This window comes from Mesorhizobium sp. M1217 (assembly GCF_040318275.1).
Taxonomy (GTDB): Bacteria; Pseudomonadota; Alphaproteobacteria; order Rhizobiales; family Rhizobiaceae; genus Mesorhizobium.
The window spans coordinates 280728-301632 of record NZ_JAMYMA010000007.1 but is presented as its reverse complement, the minus strand read 5'-3'; the positions used below and the strand labels follow the sequence as shown (position 1 = coordinate 301632).

The following is a 20905-nucleotide window of genomic DNA, read 5'->3' as shown; positions in this document are numbered from 1 at the left end:
GAGGTTGTGGCCCCGGCCGTAGGGCCGGCAAAGGCGCGCATCCTGGCCGTGGATGACGACGAGCGCAATCTGCTGGCGATCGGCGAGGTTCTGGCCCCTATCGGCGATGTCGTCTGCGTGCAGTCGGGCGAAGAGGCGCTGCGCGCTCTGCTGAAGGAGGATTTCGCCGTCATCCTGCTGGATGTGCTGATGCCCCGGCTGGATGGCTACGAGACGGCGGGATTGATCCGCCAGCGCGAGCAATCCAGGCGAACGCCGATAATCTTTCTCACCGCTATCAACAAGGAAGACGCCCACATGCTGCGTGGCTATGACGCAGGCGCGGTGGATTACGTGTTCAAGCCCTTCGACCCTGCCATGCTGCGTTCCAAGGTCGCCGTGTTCGTCGAACTTCATGAGAAGACGCTCGAAATCCAGCAAAAGGCGGCTGCCGAGCAAGGGCTGCTGGCCCAGGCACTGCAGGCGCAGAAGGAGAAGCTCGAGGCCGAGCGGGCGCTGCGCAGCGCCCAAGAGCGGCAGCATGCAATTTTGAGCTCTCTTCCGGTCTGCTTTCATGCGCGGGCGGCGGAGCCGCCGTTCGGCGCCAGCTTTGTCACCGAAGGGGTCGAACGCCTGACCGGCTTTCCTGCCGAACGGCTGACCTCCGATCCGGGCTTCGGCCTGAGCCGCGTTCATCCCGACGATCTGCCGAGAGTGAGGCAAGCCCTGCTCGCGGCCAAGGCCACCGGCTCCTACACCTGCGAATTCCGCTGGCAATGCGCCGACGGCAATTACCGGATTTTTCTCGACCAGGGCGTCCTGTCGAACGGCTCCGACGGCCCAAAGCCCGAGATCCTCGGCACATTGCTGGACATTACCGAGCGGCGCGAGCTTGAGAACCAGCTGCTGCAATCGCAGCGCCTCGACGCGATCGGCAAGCTTACCGGCGGCCTGGCGCATGATTTCAACAATCTGCTTGCCGCCATTCTCAGCGGATTGGGATTGCTCGAGCGCCACGCCGAGTTCGACGGACAGGCCAGGCAGGTTCTGGAACTGACACGCCGGTCGGCAAAACAAGGCGCCGAGCTCGTCAACCGCATGCTTGCCTTCTCGCGCCGCCAGACACTAAGGCCGCAAGCCGTGCGCCTCGCCGCGCTCGGCGACACCATGAACGGGTTGGTGGCCCCGGTCCTGGGAGGCCTGATCCGTTTCGATTGGCTTGTCGACGACACTGTGTGGCTGGCGCATGTCGACGCCAGCCAGCTGGAGCTCGCGCTGATGAACCTGGTCTTCAACGCGCGCGATGCCATGCCGTCCGGCGGCACGATAATCGTGGAGGCGCAAAATCGAACGCTAGGCAGTGCAGCCGAGGATATTTCGGCGGGCGACTATGTCGTGGTCACCGTCAAGGATACGGGGTCGGGCATACCGGCCGACATTCTCGCCAAGGTCGTCGAACCGTTCTTCACCACAAAACCGGTCGGCAAGGGCACTGGCCTCGGTCTGAGCACGGTGCATGGCTTCGTCAAGCAATCGGGCGGCACGCTCCGCATTGAGAGCACCGTCGGCAGTGGAACATCCGTCCAGCTCTGGCTGCCGCGTTCAATCGAGCGCCCGGTGGAAATCGCCGACAAGTCCGATGCCGACAACACCGTCGTGAATGCCGGCGAGGACTATCCGTCGGTCCTGCTGATTGACGACAGCAATGTACTGCGGGAACTGACGGCGCAATCGCTTCGCCAACATGGCTTTGCGGTTACCTGCGCCGGGGGCGGTGCGGAAGCGCTGGCGATGATCGAGCGGGCGCCGTACGATTTCGATGTCATCGTCACCGATTTTGCCATGCCGCTCGTCTCGGGGCTCGAGGTCATCCGGTTCGCCCGCAATCTGCGGTCCGATTGGCCGGCGGTGATGATAACCGGATATGCCGACGCCGACGCGATCGCCGACCGGCCCCCCGACGTGCCGCTGCTCGGCACGAAAAGGACCTGATGGAGAGCATTCTTGCAGCGGCTGCGCGCGCCGGATCGCCGAGGGCCAAGCAGGCCAGCCGGTGAAAGGCGGACCATTGGAACCTGATCCATGGGTTGCCGTTGGGTAGGTCTCTGGCTGCGCTAGGATCGGAGGAGAGACTGATGGCGACAGCGGACTGGCCTCTTCCTGAACGCTTCACCTTTCAAGGGAACTCGATCGCCTGGGGCGCGATGGGTGAGGGCTCACCCGCGGTATTGCTGCATGGCACGCCTTTCTCATCGTCGGCATGGCGTAGAATTGCGCCTTTGCTCGGCCAACAGAGGCGAATCTATTGCTTTGACATGCTCGGCTATGGTCGATCTGATAAACCCGATAGCGACGTGTCTCGTGGCATTCAGAACGAGCTTTTCGCGATCATTGGGGCCTGCGTGCCCCCGATGTCGTCGCGCATGATTTCGGCGGCTCAACAGCGTTACGCGGTCATTTGCTCAATGGGCTCGACTATCGGTCGCTGGTGCTGATCGATCCGGTCGCAATCAGCCCGCAAGGCTCACCACTTGTTCAGGCCGCCAAGAAACACGAGGCGGTCTTTTCCGGCCTTCCGCACTACATTCATGAAGCAATCCTGCGCCTACATCGGCGCCGCCGTAGCGAATGCGCTGCGCGAGGAAGAGATGGCGCTCTACCTCGCGCCGTGGCTGGGAGCCGAAGGTCAAAAAGCTTTCTGGCGCCAGATCGCTCAGATGGATGACAAATACTCGCAAGAGGTCGAGTGGCGCTACGGCGAGATTCGTTGCCCCGTTGCCATCCTGTGGGCCGAGGACGACCAGTGGATTCCCATCGATGACGGTCGCGAGCTCGCGCGCCGCATTTCGAGTGCTTCCTTCCATGTCGTGCCGAACGCGAAGCATCTTATGCAGGAGGACGCGCCGGAAGCGATCGTGGCGACAGTGCTTGGCTTCTGGCGAGACCTGGAGGAGCGGGCAAATGTCCGCAAAAAACCGGCTTCGGCCGCTCGATCTCCATCGCGTCAATGAAGGCTTTGGGCGATCGGTTTGATCCGGGTTGCCGATGCCAAGGACAGGAATCCACCCCTTAGCGGCAGTCTCGAATCGAAACGGTACGTTTCGTATCTTTGACCCTAGCAGCATCCAGCCTGTGCGCAACACGGAGCGCCGGCCATGGCGCGCTCGACGGGCTGTGATGCGGTTGATAAGCCCTCTCCCCAAGGAGAGTCGGACATGACCGTTGCGATCGAGATGGGCCAGACGAGCGCGGGCGCCCCGGCGGCGCTGGATCTTGAGGAACTGCTGGCGACGCGGCTTCTGGTGCAGGGCAATTCGGGTTCCGGCAAATCCCATCTGCTGCGCCGGCTCTTGGAGCAGAGTGCGCCCTGGGTACAGCAGACCATCATCGATCCCGAAGGCGACTTCGTCACGCTTGGCGACCGTTTCGGCCATCTGGTGATCGATGCCGAGGAGCATACCGAGCGCGGCCTGCAGAGCGCCGGCGAGCGGGCGCGCATCCACCGCGTCTCCACGGTGCTCAATCTCGAAGGGCTCGACGCCGAGAACCAGATGCGGCGCGCCGCCGCCTTTCTCGGCGGGCTGTTCGAGGTCGCCCGCGACCACTGGTATCCGATGCTGGTGGTGGTAGACGAGGCGCAGCTGTTCGCGCCGGCGGTTGCCGGCGAGGTTTCCGACGAGGCGCGCAAACTCTCGCTCGGCGCCATGACCAATTTGATGTGCCGTGGCCGCAAGCGCGGGCTGGCCGGCATCATCGCCACCCAGCGGCTGGCCAAGCTCGCCAAGAACGTCGCCGCCGAGGCTTCCAATTTCCTCATGGGCCGGACTTTTCTGGACATCGACATGGCGCGCGCCGCCGATCTTCTCGGCATGGAGCGGCGCCAGGCGGAGGCTTTTCGCGACCTCGAGCGCGGGCAGTTCATGGCGCTCGGCCCGGCGCTGTCGCGCCGTCCGCTCGGTCTGCGCATCGGCCCGACCGATACGAGTCCGCGCAACGCGACCCCGCGCCTGATGCCGCTGCCGGAATCGGCGCTGGAGGATGCCCGCGCGATCATCCTGGCGGCCCCGCCGCCGGAAACCGTCCGGCCGCAGCGCCGCTCCTCGCCGGACCTGCTCGATCAGCTGATGGCGGCGAAATCGGCGGCGCTGGAAATCCGCCCCGAACCGGTGGAGCCGCCGATCAGCGCCGAGGATCTGGCGGAGCGGCGCGAGCGCGTCGACCGGGTGCTGCGCGCCGTGCTGGCGCAACCCGATGCCGGCTTCCGCGTCATCGGCGTGCTCTATCAGGAGTTCGTGGTCCGCTGCCGCATCGAGGGCCTCGCCGCGGTCGTGCCGGACCTGCCGGAGTTTCGCCGCATGCTGACCCGCGCCCGCGCCGGGCTCGGCTCCGACATGGCAGGCAACGACGCCTGGCAGGACGTCTCGGCGCGCGCCTCGCTGCTGCCCGAGGACATGCAAGGCGTGTTCATGATGATCGCCCGCGCCGCGAAGGAGGGCTGGCCCTGCCCAAGCGACGCCGCGATCGCCCGCGCCTACGGCTCGCACTCGCTACGCCGCGCACGGCGCCTGCTGACCTATATCGAGGAGCAGAGGCTGATCGTGTGTCAGCTTGACGGGGGCGGACGGCGGACGGTGACGCTCGTGGAACTGGCCTGGGCGACGGCGCCGGGCGATCCGAATGCCGAGGAGGCGGAGCAGGGGAGCTTGGCGGGGTGAAGCGGCGGGGCAGGCGCACTGAGAAAGCGCCGCTGGATCAGGCCGGGGTGAAGTCTGCTTTGCGCCGCATTAACGTCATTCTCCATTCGAAGCGCTCAGGCCGGAAGCTGCCGTGCGTAAGGACGCCCAGTCATTGCCCGCCGCGGATAAGTTTGCAGCTGGACAATAATGGCCAGCCGGGCGATCCCGGTATTTAGCGTTGCTTCGGCGGGTCAATACTGAGCCTGCGCTTGCGCGCCATCCCTCTCGACAAGACCAACGGCTGGACGGGATCGAGCGCAGGCGGGTTCAGTTGGTGCTGGTTGTGGGGGGTGAACCCGCACTGCTTCTGTTCCATATCGATCTGCTTCGTGATGCGGACGGCGTTCTGTGCGTAGGCCTCCGTCACGGAACCACTATTCACGGTCTTGTCCTTCAGCGGACTCACGCCTGCGCACAGGTGGAAAACATGCGGCTCGGTGGACTTCGCGGCTCCGTTTTCGGGCGCGATCCAGTAGACGACATCCTGACCGGCGGGGTGGCTCGCGTCCCGCGTCGCCGCCGCCACCGCGGCGGTGTCCGTCGCGATCGCCTGCGCCTGAGCGGCGACATCGGGCGAACAGGCGGTGGTGGGCTGCCCCGACTTGATCTGGGCTGCGCATGCGTTCATATCCTGGGTGTACTGTTCGACCGACGGGGGTTTGAAACTGATCCCCATGACCGTCGCGAGCACGGCCAGCGCAGCGCCGAGGCCGCCGGCAACCTTCTTGGTTTGCGGATCCATGTTTTTGTCGGTGAGGATCAGGAAAACCAGCGGAAGGAAGGCAATCAGCGTGATGATTGCGCCGAGCTGGTTTTGGAAGAAGAACCTGGCCGCGTCGGATGCACGGGCCGGATCGTGCCTGTTGGCCGCCTTCCACAGCAAGTTGCCGGCGATTGCAAAAATCGCGATGCCGACCAGAAGGCCGATGATCAGCGGCAGGTGTCCCTGGTCGAACTTGTTCTGGCGAAGCAGAATAACCCCGTAGATCTCGCCGCCAATGGCGACGATCCACGAGAGTGCGGCGAAAAGGCGAAGACGCGTGGCGGAGGATTTCTGGCCCTGCGTCGCTTGCCAATCCTTGGTAACGTCTGGCTTGTTGTCGGTCATCGACCAGATCCCCTGATATCGACACTTCTGCGGGCGGCAACCCGCCCTGCGTAGCGTCATTGAACGATCGTCACCTGCCTTAGCGACGCGGCGAAAATGTGAACGCCACGGCAGGCCTCCCCATCCATATTGCGCATGAGTGAATCCGTCCATACCCACGGAGGCAGACGCCTATGCGGCGATGGCTCCGTTCTTCTTAATCTCTGGCTCGAACTTGACGCTGCCTTCCCTCGCTTGCCTCGCTTGCCTCGCTTCCCTGGCGATCCGCCTCGTTGTCGCCGACGGCATAGAGAAGGCGGTCAAAGCCGGTGCGGCTCAAGGTGAAGGCTGGTGCCGGCGCCCGCGGCATCAAGTTGGTCGCTGCGGCCGTTGCATCTAATGCCTCAGGCGGCGCCTGGACGCCGGCTTTGTTTCCGTGAATCTCGCCATACCGCATTGCACAATCGCCTCGCCTGCGCAAAATGCGGCATGATCCGCAAATCCCTCACTGTCCTGGTGATCGATGAAAACCACATCCGCGCTTCGATAATCGAAGCAGGACTGCGGGAGGCCGGGCATCAGCAGGTCACGGTCATCCATGACGTCACCGGCATAGCGCGGCGGATCGCCGAGATCGAACCCGACGTGATCGTCATCGATCTCGAAAATCCAAACCGCGACATGCTCGAAAACATGTTCCAGCTTTCGCGCGTGGTGAAGCGGCCGATCGCCATGTTCGTCGACCGCTCGGACCAGGCTTCGATCGAAGCCGCGGTGGAAGCCGGGGTGTCGGCCTATGTCGTCGACGGCCTGCGCCAGGAGCGGGTCAAGCCGATCCTCGACATGGCGATCAGCCGCTTTAACGCGTTTTCGCGCATGGCGCGCGAACTGGAGGAGGCCCGCAGCGAATTGGAAAGCCGCAAGGTGATCGATCGCGCCAAGGGCATATTGATGAAGTCGCGCGGCTTGTCGGAGGACGCGGCCTATACGCTGCTGCGCAAGACCGCCATGAACCAGAACCGCAAGATCGGCGAAATCGCCCAGAGCCTGGTGACGGCGGCAGGCCTTCTGGATCCCGAGGAGAGTTGACGATGGCGGCCGAGCACCGGATCAATGCTGGCTTCATGCCGCTCTTCGACAGCGCTGTCCTCGTTGCGGCAAAGGAAATCGGCTTCGCGCTGCGCGAAGGCATCGATCTGACGCTCAACCGGGAAACATCCTGGGCCAACATCCGTGACCGCATCGCCATCGGCCATTTCGATCTCGCGCATATGCTGGGGCCGATGCCGATCGCCTGCAATCTGGGGCTGACGCCGCTCGCCTCCGACACGGTCGTGCCGTTCTCGCTCGGCCTTGGCGGGAATTGCGTCACGGTTTCGAACGCGGTCTGGGCGGGCATGGCCGCGCACGGCGCCCGACCCGACCTCGATCCGGCGCGGGCCGGCAGGGCGTTGGGGGCGCTGATCCGCAAACGGGCGAATGCCGGCGGCGATCCGCTTCGCTTCGCCGTCGTCCATCCGCACTCCGGGCACAATTACGAACTGCGCTACTGGCTCGCCGCCTGCGGCATCGACCCGTCGCATGAGATCGAAATCGTCATCGTGCCGCCCCCCTTCATGGCGGACGCGCTCGCCGCCGGCAGGATCGACGGCTACTGCGTCGGCGAACCCTGGAACAGCGCCTCTGTCGTCGCCGGCACCGGCCATATCGCCACGGTCAAGGCGGCCATCTGGAAGACCAGCCCGGAGAAAGTCATCGGCGTGCGCAAGGCATGGGCGGAAAAACAGCCGGACGCGCTTTCGGCCCTGCTGCGCGCGCTGCATCATGCGGCGCGCTGGTGCCAGGATCCGGCAAACCGCGGCGAACTCACGGCCCTGATGGCGCAGCCGGCCCTCCTCGGCCTGGCGCCAGCGCTGCAGATGCCAATCCTCAGCGGTCATCTTGCGCTCGGCGGCGGCGCCGAACTGAGCGTCGGCGACTTCTTTCTGCCCTTCGACAAGGCGGCAAACTTCCCGTGGAAGAGCCATGCGCTGTGGTTCTACACGCAGATGGTGCGCTGGGGGCATGTCGCGCACACGCCGGAAAACCTCGCTGTTGCCCGCGACTGCTACCGCCCCGATCTCTACCGCTCGGCGTTGAAGCCGCTTGGCGTGGCGCTTCCCGGTGCTAATGCCAAGGTCGAGGGCGCGCTGAAGGCCGCGACTCCAGTTGGTTCGGCGGGGGCAAGCCTGGTGCTCGGTCCCGACGGGTTCTTCGATGGCCAGATCTTCGATCCCGACGAGATCGACGCCTACATTGCCGGCCAGAAATTGGCGCGCGCCGAAGCCTGATCATTTCCGCGCCATTCTTGTGCACTGCACAAAAAATGTGCGTGCAACTGCGCTAATGAACAATCCTTAGCTTGCGCGCCCAGCGGGCCGGCGCGCCGACGATTGTGGTATGTCATTGATCTCATTGATGTTTGCCATCCATTCCGAAAACTGGCACGGTTCCTGCATCGCAATAGGCAGACTCTTCTCGGGGTCACGGAATACGCGTCCAATGGCGGGCGCTACAGGCAAAGCTGCCGCTCAGGTCAACACGCGATCCCGGATGACGGACGCGCGCGGCCTGGCTGGCGGCTTTTTGTTTTGGTCGAACACGCAATCGACGGCGCCGATCCCAAGCCGCGCCCAACCGGAGATGACGATGACGAAACGCACCAATAGCCATTCCGCCCAACCGGCGATCAGCCGCCGCGATTTCCTGAGGATCAGCGCGGCCACCGCGGCAACGCTGGCGGCGGCGCGTGCGCTGCTGCCCTCCGGGGCCTATGCGGCACCCGCCGCGCCGGAAGTCACCGGCGCCAAGCTCGGCTTCATTGCGCTGACCGATGCGGCACCGCTGATGATTGCCAAGGAAAAAGGCCTGTTCGAGAAATTCGGCATGCCCGATGTCGAGGTGCTCAAGCAGGCCTCGTGGGGCGCAACGCGCGACAATCTGGTGCTCGGCGGCGAAGCCAACGGCATTGACGGTGCCCATATCCTGACGCCGATGCCCTATTTGATGCACACCGGCAAGGTGACGCAGAACAAACAGCCGCTGCCGATGGCGATCGTGGCCCGGCTCAACTACGACTGCCAGGGCATTTCCGTCGCCCAGGAATATGCCGCCACCGGCGTCGGCCTCGATGCCTCAAAGCTGAAGGAAGCCTTCGCCGCCAAGAAGGCCGCGGGCAAGGAGGTCAAGGCCGCCATGACCTTCCCGGGCGGAACGCACGACCTCTGGCTGCGCTACTGGCTGGCTGCCGGCGGCATCGATCCCGACAAGGATGTCTCGACCATCGTCGTGCCGCCGCCGCAGATGGTCGCCAACATGAAGGTCGGCAACATGGACGTGTTCTGCGTCGGCGAGCCATGGAACGAGCAGCTCGTCCATCAGGGCGTCGGCTTCACCGCCGCCACCACCGGCGAACTGTGGAAGGGCCATCCGGAAAAGGCGCTCGGCCTGCGCGCCGCCTTCATCGACAAATATCCGAACGCCACCAAGGCGATCCTGATGGCCGTCATGGAGGCCCAGCAATGGTGCGAGGCAAAAGAAAACAAGGACGAGATGGCCGCCATCATCGGCAAGCGGCAGTGGATGAACGTGCCGACCGCCGACATCATCGGCCGCCTCAAGGGCGACATCAACTACGGCAATGGCCGCGTCGCCAACGGCACCGATCTCTACATGAAGTTCTGGCAGGGCGGCGTGTCCTATCCCTTCAAGAGCCACGACAGCTGGTTCCTCGCCGAGAACATCCGCTGGGGCAAGTTCGCGCCGACCACCGACATCAAAGCACTGGTCGGCCAGGTCAACCGTGAGGATCTGTGGCGCGAGGCGGCCAAGGATCTTGGTGTCGCCGCGGCCGATATTCCGGCGTCTTCGTCGCGCGGCACCGAAACCTTCTTCGACGGCAAGATCTTCGATCCGGAGAATCCGTCGGCCTATCTCGACAGCCTGAAGATCAAGGCGTCGGCCTGAGCCCGACATAGATGCGCGACAGTGCGTTGGCAACGCCGCCCGTTGTGCATGTGCTGCCAAGGAGTTTTCGAGAAATGTCTATCCAAGCCATCGAGGACAGCAAGGTGAAGCCGTTCCCCGCGCCGGCCAAGCCCGCCGAGGTCATCGCTTTCACCGCCAGGGCGCGGCGCCGCTTCGACCCGGCCGCGATCGCCGGCAAGCTGGCCAGCACGCTGGTGCCGCCGGTCATTGTCATCACCATCATGCTCGTCGTCTGGCAGGTCGCCTGTTCGTCGCCCACAGCCAGCCTGCCACCGCCAAGCCAGGTGTGGAACGAGGCCTATGACCTGATCGCCCATCCGTTCTTCGACAACGGCCCGCAGGATATCGGGCTCGCCTGGCGGGTGCTGATCTCGCTGCAGCGCGTCGCCGTCGGCTTCGGCCTTGCGGCGATCGTCGGCGTTGCGCTCGGCGCGCTTGTCGGTCAGTCGATCTGGGCGATGCGCGGCCTCGATCCGGTGTTCCAGATCCTGCGCACGGTGCCGCCGCTCGCCTGGCTGCCGCTGTCGCTGGCGGCGTTCCGCGATTCCAGCCCGTCGGCGATCTTCGTCATCTTCATCACCTCGATCTGGCCCATCATCATCAACACCGCGGTCGGCGTCCGCAACATCCCTGAGGACTACCGCAACGTCTCCCGCATCCTCAGGCTCAACCAGTTCGAATTCTTCGTGAAGATCATGGTGCCGGCAGCTGCACCTTACATTTTCACCGGCCTGCGCATCGGCATCGGTCTGTCCTGGCTCGCCATCGTCGCCGCCGAAATGCTGACCGGCGGCGTCGGCATCGGCTTCTTCATCTGGGACGCGTGGAACTCATCGCGGCTGCCCGACATCATCGTCGCGCTCGCCTATATCGGCGTCACCGGCTTCTGCCTCGACCGCCTGGTCGCGGCGGTCGGCGTCTTCGTCACCCGCGGCACAACGGCAAAGTGAGGAGAGGGACGATGACGGCCTATCTGAAACTCGACCACATCGACAAATCCTTCGCCCGCGGCAGCCAGGTCAGCGACGTGCTGAAGGACATCCGGCTGACCATCGACAAAGGTGAATTCGTCTCGATCATCGGCCATTCAGGCTGCGGCAAGTCGACCTTGCTCAACCTGATCGCCGGCCTGACCAAGGTCTCGGCCGGCGCCGTTCTGCTCGAGGACAAGGAGGTCGATAGTCCCGGCCCGGAACGCGCCGTGGTGTTCCAGAACCACAGCCTGCTGCCATGGCTGACCGTCTACGAAAACATCAATTTGGCAGTATCAAAGGTCTTTGGCCGGAGCAGGAGCCGGGCCGAACGGCATGACTGGATCATGCGCAATCTCGATCTCGTGCAGATGGCGCATGCCAAGGATAAACGTCCGGCCGAGATATCGGGCGGCATGAAGCAGCGCGTCGGCATCGCCCGGGCGCTGGCCATGGAGCCGAAGATCCTGCTGCTCGACGAGCCCTTCGGCGCGCTCGACGCGCTGACGCGCGCCCATCTTCAGGACGCGGTGATGGATATCCATTCGAGGCTCGGCTCGACGACGATCATGATCACCCACGATGTCGACGAGGCGGTGCTGTTGTCCGACCGCATCGTCATGATGACCAACGGCCCGGCGGCCACCATCGGCGAGGTGCTTCCCGTGCCGCTGGCCCGGCCGCGTCGGCGGATCGAGCTTTCCTCTGACCGCACCTTCCTGCGCTGCCGCGAGGCGGTGCTGAAATTCCTCTACGAACGCCACCGCTTCGTCGAAGCCGCGGAGTAAGGCAATAACCGGAAAACTCGTCATCATCATTGGCAATCTGCATCGGCAATGGGCAATCTACCGCATTGCACAAATATTATGCTGCTGTGCAAGGCATTCTGACTAATCTTTGATCCGCTGCCGAGCTTGGTCAAAAGTCGCGCGGCTGCGGTTCACATTGGTTTCATTCGATAATTCAGAGCGCTGTCGAATTGGCACGCTTCCTGCTTTTCAACATGTAGGTCCGCAAGGGCCAAGTGACACGGCGTCCAATGGCGGGCGCCACAGGCAAAGCTGCCGCTCAGGTCCACACGCGCTCCCGGAACTCCGGACGCGAAGACCTGGCCGGCGGCTTTTTTGTTTTGACGCAATCGACGGCGCTGGTCCCAAGCGGCGCCCAACCGGAGACGACGATGACGAAACGGATCGGAACTGGCGCGTCCCTCGCGGACTTCACGCGCCGCGATTTTCTCGCCGTCAGCGCGCTGCGGGCGATGCCGCGCCGCTGACAGTCGCGAACGAACAGCACAAGGGCGGTGCTTCCCACGCCGCTAACCGGAGCCAGAAAATGACCGCAAATCTCCCAGCCGCGCCCAGCCAGGACAGTGCTCCCCGGCAGGCGCTTGTCATGTCCACCATCGCCTTCACCGTCTGCTTCGCGGTGTGGACGATCTTTTCAATCATCGGCGTGCGCATAAAGCAGGAGCTGGGGCTGAACGAGACGGAGTTCGGCCTGCTCGTCGGCACGCCGATCCTCACCGGCTCGCTCGTGCGTATGGTGCTCGGTGTCTGGACCGACCGTTTTGGCGGACGGCTGGTATACACCGCGACCATGCTTGCGGCGGCGGTCGCGACCTTTCTGCTCGCTTTTGCGCACACCTACGGGCAGATGCTGGTCGCTGCGCTGGGCGTCGGGCTCGCTGGCGGTTCCTTCGCCGTTGGTGTCGCCTATGTCTCGCGCTTCTTCCCGGCCGGCAAGCAGGGCACGGCGCTTGGCATTTTCGGTGTCGGCAATGTCGGCGCCGCGGTCACCAAGTTCCTGGCACCGTTCGTGCTTCTCTCCTGGGGCTGGCAGTCGGTCGCGCTGATCTGGGCGGCAGCACTCGTCGTCATGGCCGCCGTCTTCTGGTTCACGACCGGCGACGATCCGGTCATCCGCGAGCGCCGCGCCGGCAAGGCCGCGCCCTCGAGAAGCTTCTGGCAGGAATTCGCGCCGCTCAAGAACCTGCAGGTCTGGCGCTTCGCCTTCTATTATTTCTTCGCCTTCGGTGCATTCGTGGCGCTCTCGCTATGGCTGCCCCGCTACCTGATCGGCGTCTACGGCTTCGGGCTTGCGACCGCCGGTATGATCGGCGCGGCCTATTCAATTCCGGCAAGTATTTTCCGCGCCTATGGCGGCGTGCTTTCCGACCGGATCGGCGCCCGCACCGTGCTCTACTGGACCTTCGCTGTCAGTGCCGCCGCGACTCTCGTTCTGTCTCTCCCCTCGGCAGACTACGTCGTGCGCGGTGTCAGCGGGCCGATCGCCTTCCATTTCGAGGTCGGCCCGCTCGCCTTCATAGCCGTTGCCTGTGTGCTCGGCTTCTTCATGAGCCTTGGCAAGGCTGCCGTCTACAAGCACATCCCGGCTTACTATCCGCAGAGTGTCGGCGCGGTCGGCGGCGTTGTCGGCATGATTGGCGGGCTCGGCGGCTTTATCCTGCCAATCGTCTTCGGCGCGCTCAACGACCTCACCGGCGTCTGGTCGAGCTGCTTCATGCTGCTCTTCGTCATCGTCGCCACCTGCTTTGCCTGGATGCATTTTTCCATCCGGCGGATGGAGCGCACGGCGTCTGACGAAGCTTCAGGCCTTTCCTACGCGGCTGAGTGAGACCGGAGTGGATCAGGACATGACCGAGAAACTCGTTATCATTGGCAACGGCATGGCCCCCGGGCGCATGCTGGAGCACCTCCTGGAAAAGGCGCCTGGGCGCTACCAGGTCACCATCTTCAACGCCGAGCCGCGCGTGAACTACGACCGCATCATGCTGTCGCCGGTTCTGTCGGGCGAAAAGGCCTATGAAGAGATCATCATCCATGGCGACGGCTGGTACATCAAGCACGGCATCACCCTCTACAAGGGCCACAAGATCGTCGCCATCGACCGGCAGGCAAAGACCGTCACCTCCGATCATGGCGTGACCGAGCCCTATGACAAACTCGTCATCGCCACCGGCTCGGTGCCGTTTATCATTCCGGTGCCGGGCCATGACCTGCCGGGCGTGCTCACGTATCGCGATCTGGACGACGTCCGGGCCATGATGCTTGCCGCCCAGTCGCGGGCCAAGGCTGTGGTCATTGGCGGCGGCCTGCTCGGGCTCGAGGCAGCAGCGGGCTTGAATGCGCAAGGCATGGACGTCACCGTGCTGCATGTCATGCCGACGCTGATGGAGCGTCAGCTCGATCCGGCCGCCGGATATCTCCTGCAGCGCGCCGTCGAGCAGCGCGGCATCAAGGTCATCACCAAGGCCAACACCCAGGCGATCACCGGCAACGGCAAGGTCGAGCGGGTGGAACTTGCCGACGGCACTGTCATTCCCGCAACGCTCGTCGTCATGGCGGTGGGCATCAGGCCGAACGCGGTCCTGGCAAAAGAAGCCGGCATTGCGGTCAATCGCGGCATCGTCGTCGACGCCGGCATGCGCAGCAACGATCCCGATATCTACGCAATCGGCGAATGCGCCGAGGTCAACGGCCAGGTCTACGGACTGGTCGCGCCGCTCTACGAGATGGCGCGCGTCGCCGCCAGCCATCTGGCCGGCAACGAGGCGGCGGCTTTCGTCCATATGGACACGCCGACCAAGCTCAAGGTCACCGGCATCGAGCTGTTCTCGCTCGGCGACTTCGCCGAGGGCGATGACCGCCAGGAGATCGTGCTGCGCGATGCGGCGGCCGGCGTCTACAAGCGCCTGGTGCTCAAGGACGACCGCATCATCGGCACAGTGCTCTACGGCGAGACGGCCGACGGCGCCTGGTTCAACGACCTCAAGAAGAAGCAGACCGATATATCCGAGATGCGCGATACGCTCATCTTCGGCCAGTCCTACCAGGGAGGCGCCCCCCTGGACCCTATGGCGGCCGTTGCAGCCTTGCCGGATGATGCGGAAATCTGCGGTTGCAACGGCGTATGCAAGGGAAAGATCACCGGCGCGATCACGGCCAAGGGCCTGACCTCGCTCGACGACGTGCGCGCGCACACCAAGGCGTCTGCCTCCTGCGGCTCGTGCACCGGACTGGTCGAGAAGTTGATGGTGCTGACCATCGGCGACAAATACAACCCCGCGGCGGTCCAGCCGATGTGCAGTTGCACCGCGCTTGGCCATGACGAGGTCCGCCGGCTGATCAAGGCCAAGGGCCTGAAGACCATTCCCGCCGTCATGCAGGAGTTGGAATGGAAGACCTCCTGCGGCTGCGCCAAATGCCGGCCGGCGCTAAACTATTATCTCGTCTGCGACTGGCCCGACGAATACGCCGACGACTACCAGTCGCGCTTCATCAACGAGCGCGTCCACGCCAACATCCAGAAGGACGGCACCTATTCGGTGGTGCCACGCATGTGGGGCGGCGTCACCAATGCCGCCGAATTGCGCGCCATCGCCGACGTCGTCGACAAGTTCGAAATCCCGATGGTCAAGGTCACCGGCGGCCAGCGCATCGACATGCTCGGCATCCGCAAGGAAGACCTGCCGGCGGTGTGGGCCGATCTCGGCCAGGCTGGCTTCGTCTCCGGCCACGCCTATGCCAAGGGGCTGCGCACCGTAAAGACCTGCGTCGGTTCCGACTGGTGCCGCTTCGGCACGCAGGATTCGACCGGTTTGGGCATCCGTATCGAAAAATTCATGTGGGGCTCGTGGACCCCTGCCAAGGTCAAGATGGCGGTATCGGGCTGTCCGCGAAACTGTGCCGAGGCGACCTGCAAGGATGTCGGCGTGATCTGCGTCGATAGCGGCTACGAGATCCATTTCGCCGGCGCCGCCGGGCTCGACATCAAGGGCACCGAAGTGCTCGGCCTGGTCAAGACCGAGGACGAGGCGCTGGAGCATATCGTGGCGTTGACGCAGATGTATCGCGAGCAGGGCCGCTATCTCGAGCGTATCTACAAATGGGCCAAGCGCGTCGGCATCGCCGAGATCAAGCGCCAGATCATGGACGATGGCGAGAAGCGCAAGGCCTATTTCGCGCGCTTCGTCTTCTCGCAGAAATTCGCCCAGGTCGACCCGTGGTCGGAACGTGCTTCCGGCAAGGACAAGCATGAATTCCGGCCGATGGCTTCGGTCGGCTTTGCGCAGGCGGCGGAGTAGGCGCGTGTTCCCGAAAAGTGGAATGCGGTTTCCGGACAAGAACACGCGCAAAAGAGGAATAGCCACATGAATTGGGTATCCATCGGTACGCTCTCGGACATTCCGCGTCGCGGTGCGCGCTGCGTCGCCACACCCGAAGGAAAGATCGCCGTCTTTCGCACGGCCGACGATCAAGTCTTCGCCATCGACGACCATTGCCCGCACAAGGGTGGGCCACTCAGCCAGGGCATCGTCCATGGCACGGCGGTGACCTGTCCTTTGCACAATTGGGTGATCTCGCTCGAGACAGGCAAGGCGCTCGGCGCCGACGAGGGCGTGGTGCGCACCATTCCGGTGCGGATCGACGGCGAGCGGCTGTTCATTGCGCTGGAAGCGCTGGCCAGCCGCGCGGCGTGAACCATGCAGATTGATAAAGCGCGCGAGGTGAGGACCACCTGCCCCTACTGCGGGGTGGGTTGCGGCGTGCTGGCGAAGGTCGCCGCGGACGGTGAAATAACCGTTCGTGGCGACCCGGACCACCCGGCGAATTTCGGCCGCCTCTGCTCCAAAGGCTCCGCACTGGCCGAGACCATCGATCTCGACGGCAGGCTGCTTCATCCGGAAATCCACGGTCGCCGTACCGACTGGGACCAAGCGCTCAATCTAGTCGCTTCGACCTTCTCGCAAACCATTGCCGAACACGGCCCCGATTCGGTCGCCTTTTATGTTTCCGGCCAGTTGCTGACCGAGGACTACTACGTCGCCAACAAGCTGATGAAGGGGTTTGTCGGCTCGGCCAATATCGACACCAATTCGCGCCTGTGCATGGCCTCGTCGGTCGCCGGCCACCGCCGCGCCTTTGGCTCGGACACGGTTCCGGGAAATTACGAGGATCTGGAACTTGCCGACCTGATCGTGCTGGTCGGCTCCAATCTCGCCTGGTGTCATCCGGTGCTCTACCAGCGCATTGCCGCTGCCCGGGAAAAGCGGCCCGAGATGAAGGTGGTGCTGATCGACCCACGCCGCACCATGACATCGGATATCGCTGACATGCATCTGGCGATCGCCCCCGATGGCGACGTCGCTTTGTTCACAGGGCTGCTTGCCTATCTCGGCCAGCACAACGCGCTGGACCGTACCTACATCACGGCGCACACGACCGGATTCGGGCAAGCCCTTTTCGCTGCCTCGGCGCTCGACCTTGCCGGCATCGCGGCTGCCACGGGTCTCAGTGAGGACGAACTGTCCCGCTTCTACAGCCTGTTTGCCGCGACGGCGAAGACGGTGACCGTCTACAGCCAGGGCGTAAACCAGTCGTCTTCGGGCACCGACAAGGTCAACGCCATCATCAACTGCCATCTCGCCACCGGCCGCATCGGCAAGCCCGGCGCCGGGCCGTTTTCGGTGACCGGCCAGCCCAATGCTATGGGCGGCCGCGAGGTCGGCGGCATGGCCAACATGCTGGCCGCCCACATGGAGATCGAAAACCCCGAGCACCGCAACCGCGTGCAGCGCTTCTGGAACGCGCCGACCGTCGTCGAAAAGCCCGGCCTGAAAGCGGTCGAGATGTTCCAAGCGGTGGCCGACGGACGCATCAAGGCGCTGTGGATCATGGCGACCAATCCGGTCGATTCGATGCCGGACGCCGATACCATCGAGGCGGCGATCAAGGCGTGCCCGTTTGTCGTTGTCTCGGACGTGCTGGGCGAGACCGACACGGTCCGCCATGCTCAGGTCCGGCTGCCGGCGGCGGCATGGGGCGAGAAGGACGGCACCGTCACCAATTCGGAGCGCCGCATCTCGCGCCAGCGGGCTTTTTTGGCCACGCCCGGCGAGGCAAGGCCAGATTGGTGGATCATCGCTGAAGTTGCCAGGCGGATGGGGTTTGCCGAAGCTTTTTCGCATGTGTCGGCGGCCGACATCTTCGCCGAGCACGCGGCGTTGTCGGGTTTCGAGAATGACGGCGCGCGCGATTTTGATATAGGCGCGTATGGCGCGATTGATTCAGGGACCTTTGAGAAATTGGCGCCATTCCAATGGCCAGCGCCGAGCCAAGGCACCCCCCTCTGGCCTGCCGGCCATCTCCCCCTCAAGGGGGGAGATTGGATGTCGCCACCGGTTTCGCCAATCGTTACCATTGCTGAAAAGGCGGTGCCGGCAAAACTGCCAATCTCCCCCCCAGGGGGGGAGATGGCCGGCAGGCCAGAGGGGGGTGCGTGGCGCCAGCCGGAGGACAAAAGCACCCGCTTCTTTGCCAACGGCAATTTCTACACACCCGACGGCAAGGCACGCTTTATTGCCATCCGCCCAACCGCCCAAACCCGCACCAGCCTGGACTACCCGTTGGTGCTCAACACCGGGCGCGTGCGCGACCACTGGCACACCATGACGCGAACCGGCAAGAGCCCGCGCCTGTCGCAGCACATGGCCGAGCCTTTCGTCGAAATTCACCCGGCTGATGCGCAGCACTACGGCATCGGCGATGCCGATATTGTGCGCGTCTCGACAGCTTATGGCGAGGTCGTGGTCCGCGCGCTGGTGACAGGGCGCCAACGCCAAGGCTCTGTGTTCGTGCCGATGCACTGGACCGATCAGTTTTCCGCGCGCGCGCGCGTCGATGCCCTGGTCGCGCCGACGACTGATGCGATTTCAGGCCAGCCGGCTTCAAAGAACGTTGCCGCCCGAATCGAGCGGTTCGCCGCCACGGCCTTCGGCTTCGCGGTGCTTGCGGAACGGCCCGCATCCATCGACGCCGATTATTGGAGCCTCGCCCGCTGCCCCGCCGGCTGGCGCCTTGAAATTGCGCTGCAGGACAGCCGCGACTGGACCGGGTTTGCCGCCGCGCTGTTCGGCCCGGAAGGCGAGGCGCTCGCCTATCACGACATCGCCGGCGGGCACCATCGCTTCGCCCGTTTCGCGGGCGGTCGGCTGGTCGGCGCGCTCTATCTTGCGCCTACCCCGGTAGCGGTGTCGCGCGGCTGGGCGGCCGAACAACTGGGTGCCGACCATGCCGATCGGCAGGCGCGGCTGGCGATCGTCGCCGGCAGGCCTGGCGGCAAGAGCGTCGACCGCGGCGCCATCGTCTGCGCCTGTTTCGGGGTCGGTGCCAACCAGATCGCGGAAGCGGTGCGCGGCGGCTGCACCAGCGTCGCGGCAATCGGCGCCGCCCTTCACGCCGGCACCAATTGCGGCTCCTGCCGCGCCGAGATCAAGACCATTATCGACGGGCGGCGTCTGCAAGCTGCAGAGTGAATGCGCCGAGGAACTCTGCCGCGCCGCTGCATGATGCTTACTAGCAATTTACAAACCATAGGCTACCACCGTTCTGACTTCGATTCGTTCGGAACGGGAGCCCCATGAGCAAAGCCCTGACCTCATTCGCGCTTGCGGCCGTGCTGACGGCTTTGCTGATGGCGCTCAGCCTGGCGGTGGCCAGGCATGGCTATCCCTATGGCGCGATCGGCGCCAAGCGCTTGAGTGACGTCGCCGATGCAGGGGCATTCATTCCGCTCGCGGCGGTCTACTTCCTCAGCGCACTGCTGATGATGGTTCTGCCGATCAGGCTCGCCGGCATCGTCCTGACGCATGCCGCCGATGCAATCTTCTGGACGGTCATCGTGTTGTTCGCGGTCATCGTTGGATGTCTCGCCGCCAGATTTGCTTTCGGTCAGCACGATGTGCTCTCGGCACTGCTGAACTGGCGGTTCCTGTTTGTCGCAGCCATCGTCGGATGCCATCTCTTCATCAACGAACTGCGGCGCAACATCCTGTTGAGAAGCCTGTTCTTCGTCGTCTTCGCCGCTGCGACACTGGCCTGCCTGTTTTGGTCCTTCACGATCTGAGCATGTGCGACCGTCGGGACAGACGGCTTAATTCTTGTCGACCGGCTTTGAGCGCATTCGCGAAACGGTCTCACGCTCGGCCCGCTTCGAACGCATCGGCGGCAGGCCGCGGTCGACCAGGTCCATGTCTTCCAGCACCATGTCGCCCATCCGCTTGAAAGCGATGTCGAGTGCGCCGGCCCGGTGGGCGGAGCGCAGGAACCCCGGCAATGTGCGGACCGGGTGATCTTGGGCCAGCGGCTCCTCAGGAAAAACATCACTGGCGGCGACGATGTGGCCGCTGCGGACAGCATCCATCAGTGCCGGAAAATCGACCACGCCAGCCCGGCTGAGTAGGATGAAAGCGGATCCCTCGCGCATCCTGGCAAAGGCTTCGGCGCCGAGGAAACCCTGGTTTTCGCTGGTCACCGAAGTGACGACGAAGACGAAATCGCTGCTCGACAGGACTTCATCGAGCGAGGCCGGCTCAACGCCGTTCTCGATCAGGATCGACGGCGGCAGCCACGGGTCGAAGACTTTTGTCCGCGTGCGAAAACCCGTCAAAAGCCGGTTGAGCGCGCGGCCGAGATCGCCGAAGCCGATGATGCCGACATCCGCGCCGGAAAGAAGCCGCGCCGTCCGGTTGCCGTCGCCGCCCCACAATTCCTTGCCTTGACGAAAAGCGAGGTCGGCATCGACGATGTCGCGGGCAAGGTTGAGCGCCATGGCAAGGCCGAGCTCGGCCACCGGTTCGGCAAAGACCAGCCCAGTGGTGACGACATGGATGCCGCGCGAAAACAGCGTCTCATATGGCATGTTGTTGATGAGGTTGCTCTCGACATTGAAGATGCAGCGCAGCGCCTTCATTTTTTCCAGTGTCTCTGGCGCGATCGGCGGCTGGCCGACAATGTAGCGCGCCTCGCCAAGGATATCGGCCGGCAGCGCCGCGACACCTTCGGGCGATGTTTCGACGATGCGGTATTTCGACCGAAATTTCGTCAGCGCAGCCGGCGTGAAGATCAGGTCGAGCGTGCGTGGATGGGGTGCGCTGATCACCAGCGGCAACGCGTTGTCGGACATGATACTTTTCCTCCCGTGCGATCCACGACGCACCATACTGGAATCATCTTTTCCAGCCCGACCCCTATCACATGCCTGTCGAGGAGGAGAAGTTTGCCCGCCTTTCGGCCTTGCGGTGT

At 64.0% G+C, this 20905-nt stretch carries 16 protein-coding genes; 14 read left to right on the top strand and 2 right to left on the bottom strand.

Annotated elements, in window-relative coordinates:
- The first annotated feature begins 6 nt into the window (after positions 1-6).
- From NKH37_RS15005 to NKH37_RS14990, 4 genes are all read left to right on the top strand, one after another.
- The gene (locus NKH37_RS15005; RefSeq protein WP_353041129.1) at positions 7-1971 is read left to right on the top strand and encodes a PAS domain-containing hybrid sensor histidine kinase/response regulator; all 1965 of its coding nucleotides are present in this window, start codon (positions 7-9) and stop codon (positions 1969-1971) included.
- Between the two features lie 143 nt (positions 1972-2114).
- On the top strand, positions 2115-2474 hold the full coding sequence (locus tag NKH37_RS15000; RefSeq protein WP_353005348.1) for an alpha/beta fold hydrolase: 360 nt from the start codon (positions 2115-2117) through the stop codon (positions 2472-2474).
- A 153-nt stretch (positions 2475-2627) separates the two neighbouring features.
- On the top strand, positions 2628-2990 hold the full coding sequence (locus tag NKH37_RS14995; protein ID WP_353041127.1) for an alpha/beta fold hydrolase: 363 nt from the start codon (positions 2628-2630) through the stop codon (positions 2988-2990).
- Positions 2991-3194: 204 nt separating this feature from the next.
- Entirely contained in the window at positions 3195-4694 is a 1500-nt protein-coding gene (locus NKH37_RS14990; protein ID WP_353005356.1) for a helicase HerA domain-containing protein, read from the top strand.
- Positions 4695-4887: 193 nt separating this feature from the next.
- Here NKH37_RS14990 and NKH37_RS14985 read toward each other — a convergent pair whose 3' ends face one another.
- Positions 4888-5823, bottom strand: coding sequence for a hypothetical protein (locus NKH37_RS14985; protein ID WP_353041125.1), 936 nt, complete (start codon positions 5821-5823; stop codon positions 4888-4890).
- A 468-nt stretch (positions 5824-6291) separates the two neighbouring features.
- Here NKH37_RS14985 and NKH37_RS14980 point away from each other — a divergent pair, with 468 nt between their 5' ends.
- The 10 genes from NKH37_RS14980 (at position 6292) to NKH37_RS14935 (ending at position 19727) form a co-directional block, all read left to right on the top strand.
- Positions 6292-6891 carry an ANTAR domain-containing response regulator gene (locus NKH37_RS14980; protein ID WP_352548924.1) on the top strand — a complete coding sequence of 200 codons (600 nt, stop codon included), beginning with the start codon at positions 6292-6294 and terminating at the stop codon, positions 6889-6891.
- Positions 6892-6893: 2 nt separating this feature from the next.
- Entirely contained in the window at positions 6894-8132 is a 1239-nt protein-coding gene (locus NKH37_RS14975; RefSeq protein ID WP_352483957.1) for a CmpA/NrtA family ABC transporter substrate-binding protein, read from the top strand.
- 358 nt (positions 8133-8490) lie between these two features.
- A complete protein-coding gene (locus NKH37_RS14970) occupies positions 8491-9807 on the top strand; it encodes a CmpA/NrtA family ABC transporter substrate-binding protein (protein ID WP_352717849.1) in 1317 nt (438 codons plus the stop codon).
- A gap of 74 nt (positions 9808-9881) precedes the next feature.
- Complete coding sequence (ntrB, locus tag NKH37_RS14965; protein WP_352483959.1) at positions 9882-10778, top strand: nitrate ABC transporter permease; 897 nt, start codon at positions 9882-9884, stop codon at positions 10776-10778.
- An 11-nt stretch (positions 10779-10789) separates the two neighbouring features.
- A complete protein-coding gene (locus NKH37_RS14960; protein ID WP_352483960.1) occupies positions 10790-11587 on the top strand; it encodes an ABC transporter ATP-binding protein in 798 nt (265 codons plus the stop codon).
- 547 nt (positions 11588-12134) lie between these two features.
- Positions 12135-13436, top strand: a complete 1302-nt coding sequence (locus NKH37_RS14955; protein WP_352483961.1) for an MFS transporter — start codon at positions 12135-12137, stop codon at positions 13434-13436.
- A gap of 19 nt (positions 13437-13455) precedes the next feature.
- A complete protein-coding gene (nirB, locus tag NKH37_RS14950) occupies positions 13456-15906 on the top strand; it encodes a nitrite reductase large subunit NirB (RefSeq protein ID WP_023718002.1) in 2451 nt (816 codons plus the stop codon).
- 66 nt (positions 15907-15972) lie between these two features.
- Positions 15973-16302, top strand: coding sequence for a nitrite reductase small subunit NirD (nirD, locus tag NKH37_RS14945; protein WP_352483963.1), 330 nt, complete (start codon positions 15973-15975; stop codon positions 16300-16302).
- A 3-nt stretch (positions 16303-16305) separates the two neighbouring features.
- Positions 16306-19137 carry a nitrate reductase gene (locus tag NKH37_RS14940; RefSeq protein WP_353041123.1) on the top strand — a complete coding sequence of 944 codons (2832 nt, stop codon included), beginning with the start codon at positions 16306-16308 and terminating at the stop codon, positions 19135-19137.
- Between the two features lie 104 nt (positions 19138-19241).
- A complete protein-coding gene (locus NKH37_RS14935) occupies positions 19242-19727 on the top strand; it encodes a hypothetical protein (protein WP_023717999.1) in 486 nt (161 codons plus the stop codon).
- A gap of 27 nt (positions 19728-19754) precedes the next feature.
- Here NKH37_RS14935 and NKH37_RS14930 read toward each other — a convergent pair whose 3' ends face one another.
- The gene (locus NKH37_RS14930; RefSeq protein WP_352483965.1) at positions 19755-20786 is read right to left on the bottom strand and encodes a hydroxyacid dehydrogenase; all 1032 of its coding nucleotides are present in this window, start codon (positions 20784-20786) and stop codon (positions 19755-19757) included.
- Between the last annotated feature and the right edge of the window lie 119 nt (positions 20787-20905).

Coding starts and splice junctions, on each gene's coding strand:
- NKH37_RS15000 (WP_353005348.1), top strand. CDS start 2,115: ATGGCGACAGCGGACTGGCCTCTTCCTGAACGCTTCACCTTTCAAGGG.
- NKH37_RS14995 (WP_353041127.1), top strand. CDS start 2,628: ATGGCGCTCTACCTCGCGCCGTGGCTGGGAGCCGAAGGTCAAAAAGCT.
- NKH37_RS14990 (WP_353005356.1), top strand. CDS start 3,195: ATGACCGTTGCGATCGAGATGGGCCAGACGAGCGCGGGCGCCCCGGCG.
- NKH37_RS14985 (WP_353041125.1), bottom strand. CDS start 5,823: ATGACCGACAACAAGCCAGACGTTACCAAGGATTGGCAAGCGACGCAG.
- NKH37_RS14980 (WP_352548924.1), top strand. CDS start 6,292: ATGATCCGCAAATCCCTCACTGTCCTGGTGATCGATGAAAACCACATC.
- NKH37_RS14975 (WP_352483957.1), top strand. CDS start 6,894: ATGGCGGCCGAGCACCGGATCAATGCTGGCTTCATGCCGCTCTTCGAC.
- NKH37_RS14970 (WP_352717849.1), top strand. CDS start 8,491: ATGACGAAACGCACCAATAGCCATTCCGCCCAACCGGCGATCAGCCGC.
- ntrB (WP_352483959.1), top strand. CDS start 9,882: ATGTCTATCCAAGCCATCGAGGACAGCAAGGTGAAGCCGTTCCCCGCG.
- NKH37_RS14960 (WP_352483960.1), top strand. CDS start 10,790: ATGACGGCCTATCTGAAACTCGACCACATCGACAAATCCTTCGCCCGC.
- NKH37_RS14955 (WP_352483961.1), top strand. CDS start 12,135: ATGACCGCAAATCTCCCAGCCGCGCCCAGCCAGGACAGTGCTCCCCGG.
- nirB (WP_023718002.1), top strand. CDS start 13,456: ATGACCGAGAAACTCGTTATCATTGGCAACGGCATGGCCCCCGGGCGC.
- nirD (WP_352483963.1), top strand. CDS start 15,973: ATGAATTGGGTATCCATCGGTACGCTCTCGGACATTCCGCGTCGCGGT.
- NKH37_RS14940 (WP_353041123.1), top strand. CDS start 16,306: ATGCAGATTGATAAAGCGCGCGAGGTGAGGACCACCTGCCCCTACTGC.
- NKH37_RS14935 (WP_023717999.1), top strand. CDS start 19,242: ATGAGCAAAGCCCTGACCTCATTCGCGCTTGCGGCCGTGCTGACGGCT.
- NKH37_RS14930 (WP_352483965.1), bottom strand. CDS start 20,786: ATGTCCGACAACGCGTTGCCGCTGGTGATCAGCGCACCCCATCCACGC.